17 protein-coding genes are annotated in these 19,530 nt (G+C 60.5%); 12 read left to right on the top strand and 5 right to left on the bottom strand.

Annotated elements, in window-relative coordinates:
• Positions 1-82: 82 nt before the first annotated feature.
• The 5 genes from norR (at position 83) to ACP7D9_RS26805 (ending at position 4,368) form a co-directional block, all read left to right on the top strand.
• Positions 83-1,645: a nitric oxide reductase transcriptional regulator NorR gene (gene norR, locus ACP7D9_RS26825; RefSeq protein WP_426160105.1), complete on the top strand. Its 1,563-nt coding sequence runs from the start codon at positions 83-85 to the stop codon at positions 1,643-1,645.
• 96 nt (positions 1,646-1,741) lie between these two features.
• The gene (locus ACP7D9_RS26820) at positions 1,742-2,644 is read left to right on the top strand and encodes a chemotaxis protein CheV (protein WP_016773296.1); all 903 of its coding nucleotides are present in this window, start codon (positions 1,742-1,744) and stop codon (positions 2,642-2,644) included.
• A 3-nt stretch (positions 2,645-2,647) separates the two neighbouring features.
• The gene (locus tag ACP7D9_RS26815; RefSeq protein ID WP_426160104.1) at positions 2,648-3,130 is read left to right on the top strand and encodes a GNAT family N-acetyltransferase; all 483 of its coding nucleotides are present in this window, start codon (positions 2,648-2,650) and stop codon (positions 3,128-3,130) included.
• Between the two features lie 78 nt (positions 3,131-3,208).
• The gene (locus tag ACP7D9_RS26810) at positions 3,209-3,535 is read left to right on the top strand and encodes a hypothetical protein (protein ID WP_426160103.1); all 327 of its coding nucleotides are present in this window, start codon (positions 3,209-3,211) and stop codon (positions 3,533-3,535) included.
• 83 nt (positions 3,536-3,618) lie between these two features.
• The gene (locus ACP7D9_RS26805; protein ID WP_426160102.1) at positions 3,619-4,368 is read left to right on the top strand and encodes a YkgJ family cysteine cluster protein; all 750 of its coding nucleotides are present in this window, start codon (positions 3,619-3,621) and stop codon (positions 4,366-4,368) included.
• Positions 4,369-4,445: 77 nt separating this feature from the next.
• Here the strand turns inward: ACP7D9_RS26805 and ACP7D9_RS26800 are convergent, their stop codons facing one another.
• Positions 4,446-4,685: a hypothetical protein gene (locus tag ACP7D9_RS26800; protein ID WP_426160101.1), complete on the bottom strand. Its 240-nt coding sequence runs from the start codon at positions 4,683-4,685 to the stop codon at positions 4,446-4,448.
• 322 nt (positions 4,686-5,007) lie between these two features.
• On the opposite strand from ACP7D9_RS26800, the gene ACP7D9_RS26795 reads away from it, so the two are divergent.
• The 7 genes from ACP7D9_RS26795 to ACP7D9_RS26765 all read left to right on the top strand — a co-directional run bounded on the left by ACP7D9_RS26795 (position 5,008) and on the right by ACP7D9_RS26765 (position 14,921).
• Positions 5,008-6,168: an efflux RND transporter periplasmic adaptor subunit gene (locus ACP7D9_RS26795; protein ID WP_426160100.1), complete on the top strand. Its 1,161-nt coding sequence runs from the start codon at positions 5,008-5,010 to the stop codon at positions 6,166-6,168.
• A complete protein-coding gene (locus ACP7D9_RS26790; RefSeq protein WP_426160099.1) occupies positions 6,165-9,266 on the top strand; it encodes a multidrug efflux RND transporter permease subunit in 3,102 nt (1,033 codons plus the stop codon). Before ACP7D9_RS26795 ends, ACP7D9_RS26790 begins: the two co-directional genes overlap by 4 nt.
• A gap of 7 nt (positions 9,267-9,273) precedes the next feature.
• Positions 9,274-9,951 carry a heavy metal response regulator transcription factor gene (locus tag ACP7D9_RS26785; RefSeq protein ID WP_101161971.1) on the top strand — a complete coding sequence of 226 codons (678 nt, stop codon included), beginning with the start codon at positions 9,274-9,276 and terminating at the stop codon, positions 9,949-9,951.
• Complete coding sequence (locus tag ACP7D9_RS26780; protein WP_426160098.1) at positions 9,941-11,305, top strand: heavy metal sensor histidine kinase; 1,365 nt, start codon at positions 9,941-9,943, stop codon at positions 11,303-11,305. Before ACP7D9_RS26785 ends, ACP7D9_RS26780 begins: the two co-directional genes overlap by 11 nt.
• A 190-nt stretch (positions 11,306-11,495) precedes the next feature.
• Positions 11,496-11,717, top strand: a complete 222-nt coding sequence (locus ACP7D9_RS26775; RefSeq protein WP_101161969.1) for a hypothetical protein — start codon at positions 11,496-11,498, stop codon at positions 11,715-11,717.
• Positions 11,718-11,910: 193 nt separating this feature from the next.
• Complete coding sequence (locus ACP7D9_RS26770; RefSeq protein ID WP_426160097.1) at positions 11,911-13,227, top strand: OprD family porin; 1,317 nt, start codon at positions 11,911-11,913, stop codon at positions 13,225-13,227.
• Positions 13,228-13,412: 185 nt separating this feature from the next.
• On the top strand, positions 13,413-14,921 hold the full coding sequence (locus tag ACP7D9_RS26765) for a sensor domain-containing diguanylate cyclase (protein WP_426160096.1): 1,509 nt from the start codon (positions 13,413-13,415) through the stop codon (positions 14,919-14,921).
• A 179-nt stretch (positions 14,922-15,100) separates the two neighbouring features.
• On the opposite strand, the gene lpxC is transcribed toward ACP7D9_RS26765, so the two are convergent.
• The 4 genes from lpxC to ACP7D9_RS26745 all read right to left on the bottom strand — a co-directional run bounded on the left by lpxC (position 15,101) and on the right by ACP7D9_RS26745 (position 19,530).
• Positions 15,101-16,012 carry a UDP-3-O-acyl-N-acetylglucosamine deacetylase gene (lpxC, locus tag ACP7D9_RS26760; protein WP_007916984.1) on the bottom strand — a complete coding sequence of 304 codons (912 nt, stop codon included), beginning with the start codon at positions 16,010-16,012 and terminating at the stop codon, positions 15,101-15,103.
• A 112-nt stretch (positions 16,013-16,124) separates the two neighbouring features.
• On the bottom strand, positions 16,125-17,321 hold the full coding sequence (ftsZ, locus tag ACP7D9_RS26755; RefSeq protein ID WP_101161966.1) for a cell division protein FtsZ: 1,197 nt from the start codon (positions 17,319-17,321) through the stop codon (positions 16,125-16,127).
• A 67-nt stretch (positions 17,322-17,388) separates the two neighbouring features.
• On the bottom strand, positions 17,389-18,648 hold the full coding sequence (gene ftsA, locus ACP7D9_RS26750; protein WP_313000774.1) for a cell division protein FtsA: 1,260 nt from the start codon (positions 18,646-18,648) through the stop codon (positions 17,389-17,391).
• A gap of 15 nt (positions 18,649-18,663) precedes the next feature.
• The gene (locus tag ACP7D9_RS26745; RefSeq protein WP_313000771.1) at positions 18,664-19,530 is read right to left on the bottom strand and encodes a cell division protein FtsQ/DivIB; all 867 of its coding nucleotides are present in this window, start codon (positions 19,528-19,530) and stop codon (positions 18,664-18,666) included.

Below are 19,530 nucleotides of genomic sequence, written 5' to 3'. Positions count from 1 at the left end.
AGCTTGAAACCTGCTTAGTCATTTCGACACAAATCAACGTATAGTCATCGCGACTACACCTTGTCTCTTTGACTACATGACCATGACCGCTAAATCCCTGCTTACCGCCCTGCTGCCTCTGGTCGCTGACCTCTCCCGCGAACTGCCCGAGGGCGAGCGCTATCGGCGCCTGCTCGAAGCCATGCGCGCCTTGCTTCCTTGCGATGCCGCCGCGTTGTTGCGTCTGGATGCCGAATCACTGGTGCCGCTGGCGGTGGATGGTTTGAGTACCGACACCCTCGGCCGGCGCTTCAAAGTCAGCGAGCACCCGCGCTTCGAAATTCTCCTGGCCGGTGCAGGGCCGACGCGCTTCGCTGCCGACAGCGAGCTGCCCGATCCTTATGACGGGCTGGTCGACGGCCTCGACGATCACCTCGAGGTTCACGACTGCCTCGGCTGTCCTTTATTTGTTGATGAAAAACTCTGGGGCCTGATCACCCTTGATGCGCTTGATCCCGAGCGTTTCGAGCCGATCGAGCTCGATGCCCTGCAAGCCTTCGCCAGCCTCGCCTCGGCCACGGTCAACGCTGCCGAACGCATCGAACGTCTGGCCACCCGCGCTGAAGACGAACATCAGCGCGCCGAGGTTTACCGTCAGGCCAGCGGCCAGCAGAACCGCGAAATGATAGGCCAGAGCAAAGCGCACAAACGTCTGGTGGAAGAAATCAATCTGGTCGGCGGCAGCGACCTGACCGTTCTGATCACCGGCGAAACCGGCGTCGGCAAAGAGCTGGTCGCCCAAGCCATTCACGCTGCTTCCGCGCGCGCCGACAAACCGATCATCAGCCTCAACTGCGCCGCCCTCCCCGACACACTGGTAGAAAGCGAATTGTTCGGCCACGTGCGCGGCGCCTTCACCGGCGCTACCAGCGACCGCCGCGGCAAGTTCGAACTGGCCAACGGCGGCACGTTGTTTCTTGACGAAGTTGGCGAGCTGTCGCTGACGGTTCAGGCCAAGTTGCTGCGCGTACTGCAGAGCGGTCAGTTGCAGCGCCTGGGTTCGGACCAAGAGCATCAGGTTGATGTGCGTTTGATTGCGGCGACCAATCGCGATCTGGCCGAGGAGGTGCGAAGCGGTCGCTACCGCGCCGACTTCTATCACCGCTTGAGCGTGTATCCGCTGCGAGTGCCGGCGCTGCGTGATCGTGGGCGTGATGTGTTGTTGCTCAGTGGTTTCTTTCTCGAGCAGAACCGCTCGCGCATGGGCCTCAATAGCCTGCGCTTGAACAGTGATGCTCAGGAAGCGCTGCTGGCCTATACCTGGCCGGGCAATGTCCGTGAGCTGGAGCACCTGATCGGGCGCAGTGCGCTCAAAGCGCTGGGTAACTGCAAGGTGCGGCCAAAGATTCTGAGCCTGAGTGCGGCGGATCTGGATTTGCCGCATGAGGTTGTCGATCACGTGCTTGCGCCTGTTGACGCAGGCTTGGCCAAAGCAATGCCGATGGTCGGCGCCGATTTGCGTACTGCGACGGATGAGTTTCAGCGGCGCTTGATCAACGCCGCACTTGAGCGTCATCAGCATAATTGGGCGAGTGCGGCGCGGGAGCTGGGGGTGGATCGGGCGAACCTTGGGCGGATGGCCAAGCGTTTGGGGATGAAAGGCTGACGAGCCAATAGCCTAAAGCCCACCCCGATCACGCCGATAACCCGGCATCAAAGGTTTCTGGCGATTTCCACTCTCGCCCATCCACAGAAGGTTCTTATGTCCTCCACCAAAGCCCGCGCAGATTCACTTTCGCTTCTGCTGTTTACGTTGCGCAGCGGCAAGCTGATGGCGATCAACCTGCTGAAAGTCAGTGAAATCATCCCCTGTCCGCCGCTGACCAAGCTGCCGGAGTCGCACCCGCACGTCAAAGGCATCGCCTCGCTGCGCGGTGCCTCGCTGTCGGTGATCGACCTCAGCCGCGCCATCGGCGAGCGGCCGCTGGAAGATCCCAACGGTGGCTGCCTGATCGTCACCGATGTCAGCCGCTCCAAGCAGGGTCTGCACGTGCAAGCGGTGAGCAAGATCGTTCACTGCCTGACCACCGACATCAAGCCGCCACCGTTCGGCTCTGGCGGCTCGCGCGCCTACATCACCGGCGTGACCTCGGTAGACGGTACGCTGGTGCAGGTGCTGGACATCGAAAAAGTCATTCACAGCATCGCCCCGGCGCAGATCGAAATGGCGCCGACCGACCTGACCATGGAAGACGCCGAAGTGCTCGGCAACGCGCGCATTCTGGTGGTCGACGACAGCCAGGTGGCATTGCAACAATCGGTGCACACCCTGCGCAACCTCGGCCTGCAATGCCATACCGCGCGCAGTGCCAAGGAAGCGATCGATTGCCTGCTCGACCTGCAGGGCACCGCGCAGCAGATCAACCTGATTGTCTCGGACATCGAAATGTCGGAAATGGACGGCTACGCGTTCACCCGCACCCTGCGCGAGACCCCGGATTTCGCTCATTTGTATGTGCTGCTGCACACCTCGCTCGACAGCGCGATGAACAGCGAAAAGGCTCGACTGGCCGGTGCCAACGCGGTGTTGACCAAGTTTTCCTCGCCGGAACTGACCCAACGTCTGATCGAAGCCGCCAAGCACGTCGCGGCCAACGGGCACTGAGTGTTGGCCGAGACGTTTTGCTTTCTGCTGCGCCGCGATTTGAGCGGGGTTCTGCCGGATGCGCAGTGGCCGGAGGGGATTGAGCTGTCCGTCTACCGCGAGGAAATGGCGCCGGCAGTGCATCAGTTGATGCAGCTCGGACAGCTGGAAGGTGGCGGTCGAGTGCCGTCACTGGGCGACTGGCGGCAGCGCTTTGCCAGCGACCCTGAATACGATCCGGCGTTGTGTTTCGTGGCCTGCGATGCCGAGGGCGTGGTGGGCGTGGCGCAATGCTGGACGAGTGCATATATCAAGAATCTGGTGGTGCACCCGCGAATGCAGGGCCGGGGGCTGGGGCGAGCGTTGTTGCTCAATACGTTCAAGGTGTTTCAGCAACGGCGCGAAGGGTTTGTTGATCTGAAGGTGCTGGAAGACAATCTGCGGGCGCAGCGGTTGTATGAAAGTGCGGGGATGTATGTGGTCCGCCGGGAATTGGTGCCGGACTGATCTTTTAGCGGTGTCCCAGGCAACAAAACTCTTTAGGCAGACTCCAACCTTGGCCACCCACGACCAAGGATGCCCGCCATGAAAATCCTCACCGCAAGCCTGCTCAGCCTCACCGCTCTCGCCTCCCAGGCCCACGCCTCCAGCCCCGACGCCTGGGCCGCCTACGACAAGACCGTACTCGCCAGTTGCACCAAGGCCAGCGGTCTGGAAAACGTCAAACCGGTCGGCGCGCCCGCGCAATTCGACGACCGTGTCGGTTACACCGCCGTTCTGCTGCAAGGCCAATACCCGCAAAAACACATGAAAGGCCAGCAAGGCAGCGAGCTGTGCCTGTACAACAAACAGTCGAAAACCGCGTTCGTCACCGAGTGGGATTCGATTCGCCCGCCAGCGAAAACCCACTGACTGGCGCAGTCCTTGCTTCGATCCGGTTCTGTGCGATGGTTTTCCGCCATCGTTTCACACCTGGATTGAAGACCGATCGCTCAATGAATACGACGTTTTCCTGCGTAGGCTGCGGCAAGTGCTGCACCGACCACCATGTTCCGCTGACGCTGGCCGAATCCCGCATGTGGGCGGCGGACGGTGGTCAGGTAATCGTGCTGGTCGAGGCATTTCTCGGCAATGGCCTGGGCCTGCCGCCGCAGCAGCGCGAACATGCCGAACGCCGTTCGACGATGGTTCGCAGCGGCGCCACTGATGCTCATGTGGCGATTACCTTTGCCGCTTATAACGTCGGCCCCTGCCGGAATCTTGACGAGGACAAGCGCTGCCGGATCTACGAGCGGCGTCCGCTGGTGTGCCGGATATACCCGGCGGAAATCAATCCGCATATCCCGCTCAACCCGGCTGCCAAGGATTGCCCGCCAGAGTCCTGGGAGCAAGGGCCGGAGCTGATTGTGGGAGGCGAGCTGGTTGATCGGGAACTGGTTGAGCTGATCCAGCGTTCGCGTCAGGCGGATCGGGATGACATCCAACTCAAGGATGCGATCTGCGCCACGCTGGGGATCCGCACTACCGCGCTCAAGGGTGACGGGTTTACCGCGTACTTGCCGAACATGAATGCGTTTGCAGCAGTGATTGACCAAGTGAGCGCGCAACCACCAGCGGCGCAACCGAGTGAATGGCTGTTTCATTTGTCGGGTGATGACGTGGCCGGGCAAGTGCTGGCTGCGGGTGGGCAGGTGGTGACCGAACCGGCGCAAACTTATGCGTTCATTTCATTGCGCGCGGCTTGATCCAATTTTTCAGCAAAGTTGAGGGCCTGTTCGCGGGCTTGCCAGCGAAAAGGCCAAGCAGGCCCAGCAGATCTGACTCAGCGCTTGCCCATCGACCGACGCGTGCCCGGCGGCGCCATGCCCGGGGTTTTGGTGTGGCCATTCTTCGCGCCATTTTTGTACCACGGCTGATTCGAGCCTTTCGCCGAAGCCAGCTCGCCCGGTTTGAACGGGAACCTGAACGCCGGGATCTCGGCCTTGGTTTCGCTGGCGTCAGCCACTTCAGCCGGGACGTCGCTCACAGCATCGTCAACCGGCGGTTGGGTTGGGGAAGTCATAGAAGCTCCGGGAACAAAAAGTCGGCCCGATCAGTGAGCCGCAAAGGCGCGCAGTATACCTGTGCGCTCTGGCTCGGCATCTGAAGATTTGCACGATGCGCTGAACGGTTTCCCCTCACCTTAACCCTCTCCCTGGGGAGAGGGCTGGGCGGGCGACGTTCCGATGAGGGGCGAATCCAACACAAGACCATCGCCGCACACCTGCTACTCCCCATCTATCCAAACGAAACTGACAATCCTGACAGCCAGCCGTCACCCTGCCGACCGCCCGACCGGTTTATAACTGGTCAATCTGCCCAAACTCCAGACTTCGGCGCCGCGCATGTCCATCCAGAAAAACAAAATCCTGCTGGCCACTCTCCTGATTCTGCTGGCAGCCGCCGGCCTTTGGTTCGCGCTGAAACCGGCGCCGACCAAACTGGCCAGCCCGACTGCCATCCCCGTGCGGGTGGTGACGGTGAGTGCCAAAGACGTGCCGCGCTACACCAGCGGCATCGGCTCGGTGCTCTCGTTGCATAGCGTGGTGGTGCGTCCGCAGATCGACGGCATTCTGACGAAGATCCTGGTCAAGGAAGGCCAACCGGTCAAAGCAGGCGAGCTGCTCGCCACCATCGATGACCGTTCGATCCGCGCCAGCCTCGATCAGGCGCGGGCGCAGTTGGGTGAGAGTCAGGCGCAGTTGCAGGTCGCGCTGGTCAATCTCAAACGCTACAAATTGCTCAGCGTCGACGACGGCGTGTCGAAACAGACCTTCGACCAGCAACAAGCGCTGGTCAACCAGCTCAAAGCCACCGCCCAGGGCAATCAGGCCTCGATCGATGCGGCGCAGGTGCAACTCTCCTACACGCAGATTCGCTCGCCGGTCACCGGACGCGTCGGTATTCGTACGGTCGATGAAGGCAATTTCCTGCGGATGACCGATACCCAAGGCCTGTTCACCGTGACTCAGATCGATCCGATCGCCGTCGAGTTCGCCCTGCCGCAGCAAATGCTGCCGACCCTGCAGAATCTGATCAGCGACCCGCAACGCGCGCCGGTCAAGGCTTACATTGGCGCCGACACCGATGGCGAAACCGCCAACCTGCTCGGCGAAGGTCACCTGACCCTGATCGACAACCAGATCAACGCCAACACCGGCACCATCCGCGCCAAGGCCGAATTTGCCAATGCCAGCCAAAAGCTCTGGCCGGGCTTGCTGGTGACGGTAAAAATTCAGACGGCGGTAGATAAAGATGCGCTGCTGGTTCCGCCGACCGTCGTACAACGCGGCCTCGATCAACACTTCGTTTATCGCGTGAAGGACGACAAGGTTGAAGCCGTGCCGGTGCAGATGGTCTATCAGGGCAGCGGTCAGGACATCATCAAAGGCGTCGATGCTGGTGACGTGCTGGTCACCGATGGCCAGTCGCGGCTCAAGCCCGGCTCGACCGTGCAAGTCATGAGCGAGCCGCCGCAGGTGGTGCAGGCGGAGCCCAAGCCATGAAATCGCACAGAGGCATCTCGACCTGGTGCATTGATCACCCGGTGGCGACCATTCTGCTGACCATCGCGCTGGTGCTGGTCGGGATCATTGCCTTCCCGCGCTTGCCGATCGCCCCACTGCCGGAAGCGGAATTTCCTACTATCCAGGTCTCGGCGCAGTTGCCCGGCGCCAGCCCCGACACCATGGCTTCTTCCGTGGCCACGCCGCTGGAGGTGCAATTCAGCGCCATCCCCGGCATGACCCAGATGACCTCGAGCAGTGCGCTGGGCTCAACCCTGCTGACCTTGCAATTCACGCTCGACAAAAGCATCGACACTGCCGCTCAGGAAGTACAGGCGGCGATCAATACCGCCGCCGGCAAGTTGCCAAAAGACATGCCGACGCTGCCGACATGGAAGAAGGTCAACCCGGCCGACAGCCCGGTGCTCATCCTTAGCGTGAGCTCGACGCAAATGCCCGGCACCGAACTCAGCGACCTGGTGGAAACCCTGCTCGCCCGACAGATCAGTCAGATCGACGGCGTCGGCCAGATCAACATCACCGGCCAGCAACGCCCGGCCATTCGCGTACAGGCCTCGGCAGACAAACTCGCCGCCATCGGCCTGACCCTCGCCGACATCAGACTGGCGATCCAGCAGACCAGCCTGAATCTTGCCAAAGGCGCGCTGTACGGCGATTCGAGCATTTCCACACTGTCGACCAACGACCAGTTGTTCCACCCAGAGGACTACAGCCAACTGGTCGTTTCCTACAAGGATGGCGCCCCGGTTCACCTGCGCGATGTCGCCAAAGTCGTCAACGGTGCGGAAGATGCCTACGTGCAGGCCTGGGCCGGTGATCGCCCGGGGGTGAACCTGGTGATCTCGCGCCAGCCCGGCGCCAACATTGTCGAGACTGTCGACCGCATTCAAGCCGCCCTGCCCGGTCTCGAAGCCATGCTACCGGCCTCGGTACAGGTGAAAACCCTGATCGACCGTACCCAGACCATTCGCGCTTCGCTGCATGAAGTCGAGATCACCCTGTTGATCGCGATCCTGCTGGTGATCGCGGTAATGGCGCTGTTCCTGCGGCAGTTGTCGGCGACGCTGATTGTCTCGGCGGTGCTTGGCGTCTCACTGATTGCCAGTTTCGCCCTGATGTATGTGCTCGGTTTCAGCTTGAACAACCTGACGTTGGTGGCGATCGTCGTCGCGGTCGGCTTTGTGGTCGACGATGCGATCGTGGTGGTGGAAAACATCCACCGGCATCTGGAGGCCGGCGACGATATGCGCGAAGCCGCGATCAAAGGCGCGGGCGAGATCGGCTTCACCGTGGTATCGATCAGTTTCTCGCTGGTAGCGGCGTTTATTCCGCTGCTGTTCATGGGCGGAGTGGTCGGGCGACTGTTCAAGGAATTCGCCCTGACCGCGACCTCGACCATCATGATTTCCGTGGTGGTCTCGCTGACGCTGGCGCCCACCCTTGCCGCGCTGTTCATGCGCAAACCGCTGCATCACGCCAACGCCAGACCGGGGTTCAGCGAACGCCTGCTCAGTTGGTATGAAAAGGGCCTGCGCCGCGCCCTCGATCATCAGAAATTGATGATTGGTGTGTTCGGTTTATCGTTGGCGCTGGCTGTTGCCGGTTACATCTTTATCCCCAAGGGTTTCTTCCCGGTGCAGGACACCGGTTTCGTCCTCGGCACCACTGAAGCCGCTGCGGACATTTCCTACGGTGACATGGTGAAAAAACACTTGGCGATGGCCGAAATCGTCGCGGCCGATCCGGCGGTGCAAGCGTTTTCCCACTCGGTCGGTGTGTCCGGCAGCAACCAGACCATCGCCAACGGGCGCTTCTGGATCGCCCTGAAAAAACGCGGCGATCGCGATGTCAGCGCCAGCCAGTTCATCGACCGCATCCGCCCGCAACTGATGAAAGTGCCCGGCATCGTCCTGTATTTGCGCGCCGGGCAGGACATCAACCTCAGCTCCGGCCCGAGCCGTGCGCAGTACCAATACGTACTCAAGAGTAACGACGGCGCGACCCTCGCCACCTGGACTCAGCGCCTGACCGAAAAACTGCGCAGCAATCCGGCATTCCGCGACATTTCCAATGATCTGCAACTGGGCGGCAGCATCACCCACATCAGCATCGACCGCAGCGCGGCCGCGCGTTTCGGCCTGACTGCCAGCGATGTCGACGAGGCACTGTACGATGCGTTCGGCCAACGGCAGATCAATGAGTTCCAGACTCAGGTCAACCAGTACAACGTGATCCTGGAACTGGACACCCGACAACGCGGCAAGGCCGAAAGCCTCAACTATTTCTACCTGCGCTCACCGCTCAGCGGGGAAATGGTGCCGCTGTCGGCACTGGCCCGATTCGACGCGCCAACCATCGGCCCGCTGTCGATTGCCCATGACGGCATGTTCCCCGCCGCCAACCTGTCGTTCAACCTCGCGCCCGGCGTGGCGCTGGGCGATGCGGTGATTCTGCTCGATCAGGCCAAGGCCGAGATCGGCATGCCCACCGCGATCAGCGGCAATTTCCAGGGCGCGGCGCAAGCGTTCCAGAGCTCGCTGGCCAGCCAGCCGTGGCTGATTCTGGCGGCGCTGGTGGCGGTGTACATCATTCTCGGCGTGCTTTATGAAAGCTTCGTGCATCCGCTGACGATCATTTCGACATTGCCGGCGGCCGGTCTGGGCGCGGTGATCATGCTGTGGATCTGCAGCCAGGACTTTTCGATCATGGCGCTGATCGGCCTGGTGCTGCTGATCGGCATCGTCAAGAAGAACGGCATCCTGATGATCGACTTCGCCCTCGAGGCGCAGCGCCAGCGCGGCCTGGCGCCACAGGAAGCGATTTTCGAGGCGTGCATCACACGGTTCCGTCCGATCATCATGACCACCCTCGCCGCCCTGCTCGGCGCGTTGCCACTGATGCTCGGTTACGGCACCGGCGCCGAACTGCGCCAGCCACTGGGCATTGCCGTGGTCGGCGGTTTGCTGGTCAGCCAGATGCTGACGCTGTTCACCACGCCGGTCATATACTTATGGCTCGAGCGGCTGTTTCACCGGCCAGAACCAATGCCTGCAACGGCATTGGCGACCACAGACTGAGGCGGTCATGCGCGTTCTGATTATCGAAGACGAAGAAAAAACCGCGGACTATCTGCACCGTGGCCTGACCGAACAGGGCTACACCGTCGACCTCGCCCGCGACGGCGTCGAAGGCCTGCATCTGGCGCTGGAATGCGACTACGCAGTGATCGTCCTCGACGTCATGCTGCCGGGGCTCGATGGCTTCGGCGTACTGCGCGCATTGCGTGCGCGCAAGCAGACCCCGGTGATCATGCTCACTGCTCGCGAGCGCGTTGAAGATCGCATCAAGGGTCTGCGCGACGGCGCCGACGATTACCTCGGCAAACCGTTTTCCTTTCTCGAGCTGGTCGCCCGCCTGCAAGCCCTGACCCGCCGCAGCGGCGGCCACGAGCCGGTGCAAGTGACCATCGCCGACCTGTGGGTAGATCTGATCAGCCGCAAAGCCACCCGCGCCGGCATTCGCCTGGATCTGACCGCGAAAGAGTTTTCCCTGCTCAGCGTGCTCGCCCGCCGCCAGGGTGAAATCCTCTCTAAAACCGCCATTGCCGAGATGGTCTGGGACATCAATTTCGACAGCGACGCCAACGTGGTCGAAGTCGCGATCAAACGCCTGCGCGCCAAGCTCGACGGGCCGTTCAACGAAAAACTGCTGCACACCATTCGCGGCATGGGTTATGTGCTGGAGAGCCGTGGTGTCCAGTAACTCGATTGCGCTGCGCCTCAGCGGCATGTTCACGCTGGTGGCGCTCGTGGTGTTTCTGTTGATTGGTGGCGCGCTGTATCAACAGGTGGACAAGGGTCTGGGTTTGCTGCCGGAAGCTGAGCTGGATGCGCGTTACAGCGTGCTCGAATCCACCGTCGGCCGTTACGGCACGCCTGAGCATTGGGTGAAGATCAACAACAAGCTCAACCTGCTCGGCGAGGAAGACAAGCGCATCAGCTTCTGGATCAGCAGCGGCGACCCGCGTTACGAATACGGCAATCTCACGCCGCAGATTCGCGCGGCCATCAACGGCCCGTTGGGCATGCACGACTTGCGACTGCCCGGTCAACCCTATCCGTTGAAAGTGCTGATCAGTCAGTTCCCGGCCAAGGACCAGCGCCCGCCGCTGCGTTTCATGATCGGCATCGACACCGAGACGCTGCATCAGACCCAGCATCACTTGCTCGTTGCCTTGATCAGCCTGGCGGTGATCGGCGTGCTGCTGGCCTCGGCGTTGGGCTATTGGGTCGCAAGAATCGGTCTGAAGCCGTTGATCAAACTGTCGCAGGAAGCCCAGCGCCTGGCGCCACCGCTGCGCGCCGGACGCTTGCGTCTGTCGCCGTTGCCGCCGGAACTGGAGCAGTTTGTCGAGTCCTTCAATTCGACGCTGGAACGGGTCGAACTGGCCTATTCGCGGCTGGAATCGTTCAACGCAGACGTTGCCCATGAACTGCGTTCACCGCTGACCAACCTGATCGGCCAGACCCAGGTCGCGCTAACTCGCGGACGTTCGGCCGAACACTATTTCGAAGTGCTGCAATCGAACCTCGAAGAGCTGGAACGGCTGCGTTCGATCATCAACGACATGCTGTTTCTGGCCAGCGCCGACCAGGGCAACAAGGCAACCAAGCTGACCTCGACGTCACTGGCTGATGAGGTGGCGACGACACTGGACTATCTGGATTTCATTCTTGAAGACGCGCAGGTTGAAGTGAAAGTCAGCGGCGATGCGCAGGTACAGATCGAGGTCGCGCATTTGCGTCGGGCGCTGATCAATTTGCTCAGCAACGCGGTACAGCACACCCAGCCCGGTCAGGTGATCGAGGTGCGCATTGAGGTTGAAGAGCATCAGGTGAGCATTGGCGTAGCGAATCCCGGAGCGCCGATTGCCGGCGAGCATCTGCCGAGGTTGTTCGAACGGTTTTATCGGGTCGATGCTTCGCGTAGCAACAGTGGCAATAATCATGGGCTGGGGCTCGCGATCGTCAAGGCAATCGCGCTGATGCATGGCGGGGACGTGTTTGTGCGCAGCGACCGGGGCATGAACACCTTCGGCATTCACCTTCCGGTCTGAAAAGATCAAAAGATCGCAGCCTTCGGCAGCTCCTACGGGTATACACCATGCCCTTGTAGGCGTTGCCAAAGACTGCGATCTTTGCATTTTCTGTAACAGTCTTTTATGAAACTTTGGTTGTTTCCCAACCCTCGACAACCTTATCTTTGCCCGCACCAAACAGCACTTGCCAAGCAAGAGGGTTTTCGAAATGTCCAAGAGTATGGGTATTGCCAGCGCTTTCGTTTTGTCTTCATTGATCCTGTCGCCGACGGCGATGGCTGAAGAATCGCAAGCATTCGTCGCGCACAACGTCGCCCGCGCGCAGGCGTTCGATCAGCGTCAGGCCGAAGTGATTGCCAAGGCTCAGGACGCGGAACAATCCCCGCAGGCCGCTACTTCCCAGACTCAAGTGATCGAGAAAGACAGCTGAGTCGTACCGTGAAAAGTTTCCCTTGACGCGGTTGTTTGGCTCCTCCCGTTCTTCCGTCGTCACTTCAGGCCGCTGCCGTTCAGCGGCCTTTTTTCGTTGTGGTCTGAAAGCTGCAGGGTGCGTCTGTAATAACAAGAAACATGAGTCGCTCAAGCACCAGAGCGATCCGCTGACCCAAGGAGCTCCATCACACGTGTTTTATCCCGTCCGTCTCAGTCCATTGTTCATTGCAATTTTCGTAACGATCACTCCCGCCGCCCATGCCGACGAGCCCGCTGAACAAGGCTTCGTCGAAGGCTCGAGCCTCAACTTCAACGCCCGCAATTACTATATGAATCGCAACCGCTTGCAGAAATCGGACGACAACGTCGAATGGGGTCAGGGCTTTCTCGGTGTGTTCCAGTCCGGTTATACCGAGGGCACGGTCGGCTTCGGCTTCGATGCCCACACCATGCTCGGCCTGAAACTCGACGGCGGGGGCGGAACCGACGGTTCGAGTATCCTGCCGATCAGCGATGGCAACGGCAAAGCGCCGGGCTCGTTCTCGACCGCAGGCGGCACGCTGAAGCTGCGTGCGTTCGATACCGAGTTGAAGGCCGGTGATCTGTTCCTCACCAACCCGGTGATTGCCGGCGGCGACACGCGCATGCTGCCGCAGACGTTTCGTGGCATCAGCTTGAGCAACCGAAGCTTTGACGGCTGGCTGATAGAAGGCGGCCAGGCCAGCTTCACCAAGCCGTATAACCAGAGTGGACACACGCGAATCGGTACGTCCTACGGCACGCTCGCCGACGCAGACGAAAGCCGGCACCTGAACTGGGCTGGTGTGGCGTGGAATGGTGTCGAAGGTGTGACCAGCAGCCTTTACGCGTCCGAGCTCAAGGACATCTGGAACCAGTACTACTACGACCTTGACTACACCTGGCAACTGAACGATTTGGTCAGCCTCAATCCGGGTTTGCACTTCTATCACACGCAAGACACCGGCGACGCGCTGCTCGGCGACATCGACAACAACACCTGGAGCGTGCATTTCGCCGTCGGCATCGGCAGCCACAGCGTCACCGCTGCGTACCAGCGGGTCAACGGCAACACACCGTTCGACTACATCAGCCAGGGCGACAGTGTTTACCTGGACAACTCCCAGCAATACTCGGATTTCAACGGGCCGAACGAACGCTCGTGGAAGCTCAAGTACGCCTATGACTTCACCGGTGTCGGCATGCCCGGGTTGACCTCGGCGCTGTCCTACTCGCGCGGCACGGTGGACTTGACCAAAGCCGACCCGAATAGCCCGGGCTATTCCAGCTGGTACAGCGCCGATGGCCGCAACGCCAAACACTGGGAGCGCGATATTGATTTGCGATACGTCGTGCAAAGCGGCCAGGCCAAGGACCTGGCCGTGCGCCTGCAATGGGCGACCAACCGTGGCGGCAATGGTTATGGCGCCATTGATACGGATACAGATGAATACCGCGTAATCATCGACTACCCGGTCAACGTCTTCTAAGATCGGCGCTGCGATTTTCAGATTCCGGGATTTACCCTGTGGGAGCGGGCTTGCTCGCGAAGACGGTGTGTCATTCAACATCGATGTTGTCTGACCGACCGCTTTCGCGAGCAAGCCCGCTCCCACAAGGTTTTCCGGCGTTAGCCCTACTAAGCTTATGAAACCACCCCAACCGAACCCCCATCATGATCGCCAGCCGCACTCCATCCAGCACAGGCCAGACCGGCCGCCCCGAGCGCCTGTTGATTGTCGGCAGCCTGCTGACCGTGATTGCGATGGTGTGCATCGTCACCTTTCTGCTGATCCGCGAGTACGCCAGCGCGCAGGAAGCCGCCACCCGCCGCGCCACCACCATCGCGCAATTGATCGACGCCGATGTACTGCGCACCGTCGAGCTGTACGACCTGACACTGCAAGGCCTGATCGCCGCCGCCCAGCGGGACGACCTGCAGAACGTCTCGCCGCAGATCCGTCATCTGGCGCTCTTCGACCGCTCGACCACGGCGCGCTTCAAGGGCGACATTCTGCTGCTCGACAAGCATGGCGAAGTGATCGCCGACTCCTCGCGCATCGAACCGAATCCGGGCAATTTCGCCGACCGTGATTACTTCCTTGCGCACGCGTTCAACCGCGATACAGGGATGTTCATCAGCCGACCTTTCAAGACCCGTTGCGATTGCGCAGAGGCCGATCAGTGGCGCATCAGCTTCAGTCGCCGCATCTCCTCTCAGACCGGTGAATTCCTTGGCGTGGCGGTGGCATCGTTAAAACTCGACTACTTCGACGAGCTGTTCAAAAGCCTCGACATCGGCACTGACAGCACACTGAACATCATCAACAGCGATGGCGTGTTGCTCGCGCAAAAGCCCTATCTGCAGAGCGACTCGGTGGGCAAGAGCTTCGGCAACCGGCCCAATGTCGTGCGCATTCTCAATGACCGCGATGGCACCGGCAGTTTCACCAGCACCTCCAGCATGGATGAACAGCGCCGGCTCTATACCTACTCGCGGGTGGGCAATTTGCCGTTGACCGTGATGGTGGCCTTGTCCAGCGATGAAGTGTTCGGCACTTGGCGGCGAACGGCGATATTGATCAGTGGTGCTACCGGCGTGTTATGCCTGGGTCTGTTGTGGCTGACTTGGCTGCTCGCCCGGGAACTGCGCTTGCGTCATCGCGCCGAACGCGAACTGGCACAACTGGCCGCCACCGACGATCTGACCGGCGTGGCCAACCGGCGCATGCTCGACCAGACCTTGCGCCACGAATGGTTCCGCGCCCAGCGCTCGGGCCAGCCGCTGTCGGTGATGATGATCGATGCCGACCACTTCAAAGCATTCAATGACCGACATGGCCATCAGGCCGGGGATCAGGTCCTGCGCGAGCTGGCCAAGGTAATCACTGCGAACGTGCGACGCCCGGCGGATCTGGTCGCGCGTTATGGCGGGGAAGAATTTTCGGTGATTCTCGCCGAGACGGACTGCGCGGGGGCGCAACAGATCGCCGAGCAGATTCGTCAGGCGGTGCAAAACCTGCCAAGAGCCGAGGGCGCTGAGCGGGAGATGACGGTGAGTATTGGCATCGCCACGTGGACTTCGGCGAGCGAGATGACGCTGGAGCATCTGCTGTTTGCGGCGGACAAGGCGTTGTATCAGGCCAAGGAAGGCGGGCGTAATCGCGTGGTGGTGTCTGCCTGATGTTTCCAGGGTGATGGCACCGCCGCTTTCGTGAGCAAGCCCGCTCCCACGGTTGGAATGCATTTCAACTGTGGGAGCGGGCTTGCTCGCGAAGGCGATAATTCATGCAACACAAAACCAACAGGCATAAAAAAAGGCCATCCGAGGATGGCCTTCAAAAAACTAGAGAGGTTTTTTACTTACACCGCCGCAACCGGGCGCATGTAAGAGATTGGTGCGGTGCTGGCGTCTTCGAACGTCACGACTTCCCAGGCATCTGTCTGCTCAATCAATTTGCGCAGCAGCTGGTTGTTCAGTGCATGACCGGACTTGAAGCCTTTGAACTCACCAATCAGGCTATTGCCCAGCAGGTACAGGTCGCCAATCGCATCGAGGATCTTGTGTTTGACGAATTCGTCTTCGTAACGAAGACCGTCTTCGTTCAACACGCCATCAGCGTCGACCACGATCGCGTTTTCCACGCTGCCGCCGAGTGCGAGGTTGTGCTTGCGCAGGTACTCGATGTCACTCATGAAGCCAAAGGTACGCGCGCGGCTGACTTCTTTTACGAACGAAGTGCTGGAAAAATCCACGCTTGCACTCTGGGTGCGGTCCCGGAATACCGGGTGATCGAAATCGATTTCGAAGCTCACCTTGAAGCCTTCGAAAGGGACGAAAGTGGCGCGCTTGTCGCCGTCTTCCACTGTCACTTCACGCAGGATGCGGATGAATTTCTTGGCGGCGTCCTGTTCTTCCAGGCCAGCCGATTGAATCAGGAATACGAAGGGTCCAGCGCTGCCATCCATGATCGGGACTTCGGACGCGGAGAGCTCGACGTAGGCGTTATCGATGCCCAGGCCAGCCATGGCCGAGAGCAAGTGCTCTACCGTGTCCACTTTGACGTCGCCATTGATCAGCGTCGTCGACATAGTGGTTTCACCGACGTTTTCCGCGCGGGCAGGAATCTGCACCACAGGGTCGAGGTCAGCGCGACAAAACACAATGCCAGTGTCGACAGGCGCAGGCTTGAGGGTCAGGTAGACCTTCTCACCGGAGTGCAGGCCTACACCTGTGGCACGGATAATATTTTTCAGTGTGCGTTGTTTAATCATGGCTTGGGCCGCTTCAGCGCAAATTGCGAACTGGTATCAACAAAGGCTGGCGATGATAGCAGACCATGCCTTTGCTGAACACCAATCACCTTCATAGCCCTGATACATTCCATCAATCGGCCTGACGACGCAGGAATGCCGGAATGTCCAGGTAGTCCAGGTCATCCTGCGGATTCATCTTCGCGGCAGCCGCAGCCCCGGCCTGAGCCTGGTTGCGCATGACGGTCGGACGATCCAGATCACGGTAGTTCACCGCAGGCTGCTCCTGACGGGCCGGAGCCGGTTGCTGCACCTGCGCCGAAGCCATGGAGGTGTGAACGGTGTTGTCGATGACCTTCACAGGCTTCTCGATTTTCGCGCCCAGACCGGTAGCAACCACGGTCACGTGCAGTTCGTCGCGCATGTCCGGATCGATAACGGTACCGACCTTGACCATCGCGTGCTCGGAAGCGAAGGCTTCGATGATCGAACCGACGTCGGAGTACTCACCCAGCGACAGGTCAGGACCGGCGGTGATGTTCACCAGAATGCCGCGCGCGCCTTGCAGGTTGACGTCTTCGAGCAGCGGGTTGCGGATCGCCGCTTCGGTGGCTTCACGTGCACGGTTCGGACCGCTGGCGCAGCCAGTGCCCATCATTGCCATGCCCATTTCGCTCATCACGGTGCGCACGTCGGCGAAGTCGACGTTGATCATGCCCGGACGCTTGATGATGTCGGAGATACCGCGAACGGCACCGGCCAGTACATCGTCTGCCTTGGCGAAAGCCGACAGCAGGCTGGCATCTTTGCCGAGGATGGTCAGCAGTTTTTCGTTCGGAATGGTGATCAGCGAGTCAACGCTTTCGGAAAGCATACGGATGCCTTCGTCGGCGATCTGCATACGCTTGCGGCCTTCGAACGGGAACGGACGGGTCACGACCGCAACGGTCAGGATGCCCATTTCCTTGGCCACTTCGGCAATGATCGGCGCTGCACCGGTACCGGTACCGCCGCCCATGCCAGTGGTGATGAACACCATGTTGGTGCCCTGCAGCACTTCGGCAATGCGCTCGCGGTCTTCCAGAGCGGCTTGACGGCCGACTTCCGGATTCGCGCCGGCACCCAGGCCTTTGGTCACGCCGGTGCCCAGTTGCAGGATGGTCCGCGCGCCGATGTTTTTCAGCGCTTGAGCATCGGTGTTGGCGCAGATGAACTCAACGCCTTCGATGTTGCTCTTGACCATGTGATTGACAGCGTTGCCGCCGCCGCCGCCGACACCGATAACTTTGATTACCGGGCTTGCGGGGATGTTGTCTACGAGTTCGAACATTTTCCCTCTCCTTACATTCTCTAGTTTTTTCGCCTACTGCTGTTTGTAGCGGTGTTGCGGTAAAGCTTTAAAAATTGCCTTGAACCCACTTCTTCAAGCGGTCCAGCAACGGCGCCTGTGGCTCTTCGTTGCTGTAGCTGTCGCGGCTGCCGATGCCGGAAAACGAAACTCCGTCGGACTGCTTCTGCAGGCCGTACATCAACAAGCCAACGCCAGTGGAATAAATCGGGTTGCGCACCACGTCATCCAGACCCTTCACGCCATGCGGTACACCGAGGCGCACCGGCATGTGGAAGATTTCCTCGGCCAGTTCAGTGGCGCCTTCCATTTTCGAAGTACCGCCGGTGAGCACGATGCCCGCCGGGATCAGGTCTTCGTAGCCGCTGCGACGCAGCTCCGCCTGAATCAGCGTGAACAGTTCGTCGTAACGCGGCTCGACCACTTCGGCCAGGGCCTGACGCGACAGTTCGCGCGGTGGACGATCGCCGACGCTTGGCACCTTGATGGTTTCACCGGCACCGGCCAGTTTGGCCAGGGCGCAGGCGTAACGGATCTTGATTTCTTCGGCGTATTGAGTCGGCGTGCGCAGCGCCATGGCGATGTCGTTGGTCACCTGATCACCGGCAATCGGGATCACTGCGGTGTGACGGATCGCGCCTTCAGTGAAGATCGCGATGTCAGTGGTGCCGCCGCCGATGTCGACCAGGCACACGCCCAGTTCTTTTTCGTCGTCAGTGAGGACCGAGTAGGCCGAGGCCAATTGCTCAAGGATGATGTCGTCGATTTCCAGACCGCAGCGGCGCACGCATTTTTCAATGTTCTGTGCGGCGTTGACGGCGCAGGTGACAACGTGAACCTTGGCTTCCAGACGCACACCGGACATGCCCAGTGGTTCGCGCACGCCTTCCTGGTTATCGATCACGTAATCCTGCGGCAGGGTGTGCAGCACGCGCTGGTCAGCCGGAATCGCCACAGCCTGAGCGGCGTCGAGCACCCGCTCAAGGTCGGCCGAACTGACTTCGCGATCGCGGATCGCGACGATGCCGTGGGAGTTCAGGCTGCGGATGTGATTGCCCGCCACGCCGACAAAAGCCGAGTGAATGCGGCAGCCGGCCATCAGCTGGGCTTCTTCGATCGCGCGCTGGATCGACTGCACGGTGGATTCGATGTTGACCACCACGCCCTTCTTCAAGCCGCGGGACGGATGCGTGCCGATCCCGACGATTTCCAGCTGACCGTCGTCCGCGACCTCGCCTACCAGCGCCACTACCTTGGAAGTGCCGATATCCAGACCGACGATCATTTTGCCGCTTTGCACGTTTGCCATGGGTCCTGCCTCTTCTTAATTCTTTGCGACAGCGGGTTGGGCTGTCGTCGGCGCTACGGGTTCCCGCCAGCCAACAGCGAGGCCGTTGGCGTAGCGCAGATCGATGCGCGCAATGTTCGTAATCTGCTCTTTCAGCGTCTTGTCATAGATGGCGATGAAGCGGCGCATCTTTTCCACCAGGTTGCCGCGTCCCAACAGCAGATCGATGCCAGGCCCCGAACTGCCGGCACCGGTGGTCAGGAACCAGCTGCCGCGTTCACGCAATTCCAGGCGTGCAATCGAAAAACCCAGCGGGCGCAACATCTGGCTCAACACCTGATACTGCTGCATCACCTGCTGCTGAGCCCTCTGTGGGCCGAACAGCTGCGGCAGGTGTTCGTAGTTCGCCAGTTCCTTGGGCGTAAACGCCTGGCCCTGGTTATTGAGCAACGACTCATCGCCCCAACGCGCCACCGGCAATTGCTCTTCGAGACGGATCACTACCTGATCCGGCCATACCCGACGCACTTCGGCGTGGGCAATCCACGGCATCTGCTCAAGCTCGGTACGCATACCGGCGAGGTCGATGGTGAAGAAGCTCGACGCCACGAACGGTGCAATCCGCTGCTGCACCGCCTGCTGGCTGATGTAGCTCAAGTCGCCCTGCACCGCGATCTTGCTGATCGGCCGGTCGGCGTACGGCAGCAGCCGCTGCGCGCCTTCATAGGTACCGAAGCCCAGCGCCACCAGCAGCACCGGCCAGAACAGACTTTTCAAAAAGCCGAAATTGGCTTTCGGCAGGCGCGCGGACATCGGCTCTTTCGCCACCATTCGGCTGGCGCCACGCGGCACCGGCTTGCGGCCGGGTGCGGGGGGCTGATGTCGCAGATGAGCGCCTTGCAT

The sequence above is a fragment of the Pseudomonas sp. TSRC2-2 genome (genome assembly GCF_049897785.1).
In the GTDB taxonomy this organism is placed as follows: domain Bacteria; phylum Pseudomonadota; class Gammaproteobacteria; order Pseudomonadales; family Pseudomonadaceae; genus Aquipseudomonas.
This window is presented reverse-complemented; position numbering and strand designations above follow the sequence as displayed.

Coding starts and splice junctions, on each gene's coding strand:
- norR (WP_426160105.1), top strand. CDS start 83: ATGACCGCTAAATCCCTGCTTACCGCCCTGCTGCCTCTGGTCGCTGAC.
- ACP7D9_RS26820 (WP_016773296.1), top strand. CDS start 1,742: ATGTCCTCCACCAAAGCCCGCGCAGATTCACTTTCGCTTCTGCTGTTT.
- ACP7D9_RS26810 (WP_426160103.1), top strand. CDS start 3,209: ATGAAAATCCTCACCGCAAGCCTGCTCAGCCTCACCGCTCTCGCCTCC.
- ACP7D9_RS26805 (WP_426160102.1), top strand. CDS start 3,619: ATGAATACGACGTTTTCCTGCGTAGGCTGCGGCAAGTGCTGCACCGAC.
- ACP7D9_RS26800 (WP_426160101.1), bottom strand. CDS start 4,685: ATGACTTCCCCAACCCAACCGCCGGTTGACGATGCTGTGAGCGACGTC.
- ACP7D9_RS26795 (WP_426160100.1), top strand. CDS start 5,008: ATGTCCATCCAGAAAAACAAAATCCTGCTGGCCACTCTCCTGATTCTG.
- ACP7D9_RS26790 (WP_426160099.1), top strand. CDS start 6,165: ATGAAATCGCACAGAGGCATCTCGACCTGGTGCATTGATCACCCGGTG.
- ACP7D9_RS26785 (WP_101161971.1), top strand. CDS start 9,274: ATGCGCGTTCTGATTATCGAAGACGAAGAAAAAACCGCGGACTATCTG.
- ACP7D9_RS26775 (WP_101161969.1), top strand. CDS start 11,496: ATGTCCAAGAGTATGGGTATTGCCAGCGCTTTCGTTTTGTCTTCATTG.
- ACP7D9_RS26765 (WP_426160096.1), top strand. CDS start 13,413: ATGATCGCCAGCCGCACTCCATCCAGCACAGGCCAGACCGGCCGCCCC.
- lpxC (WP_007916984.1), bottom strand. CDS start 16,012: ATGATTAAACAACGCACACTGAAAAATATTATCCGTGCCACAGGTGTA.
- ftsZ (WP_101161966.1), bottom strand. CDS start 17,321: ATGTTCGAACTCGTAGACAACATCCCCGCAAGCCCGGTAATCAAAGTT.
- ftsA (WP_313000774.1), bottom strand. CDS start 18,648: ATGGCAAACGTGCAAAGCGGCAAAATGATCGTCGGTCTGGATATCGGC.
- ACP7D9_RS26745 (WP_313000771.1), bottom strand. CDS start 19,530: ATGCAAGGCGCTCATCTGCGACATCAGCCCCCCGCACCCGGCCGCAAG.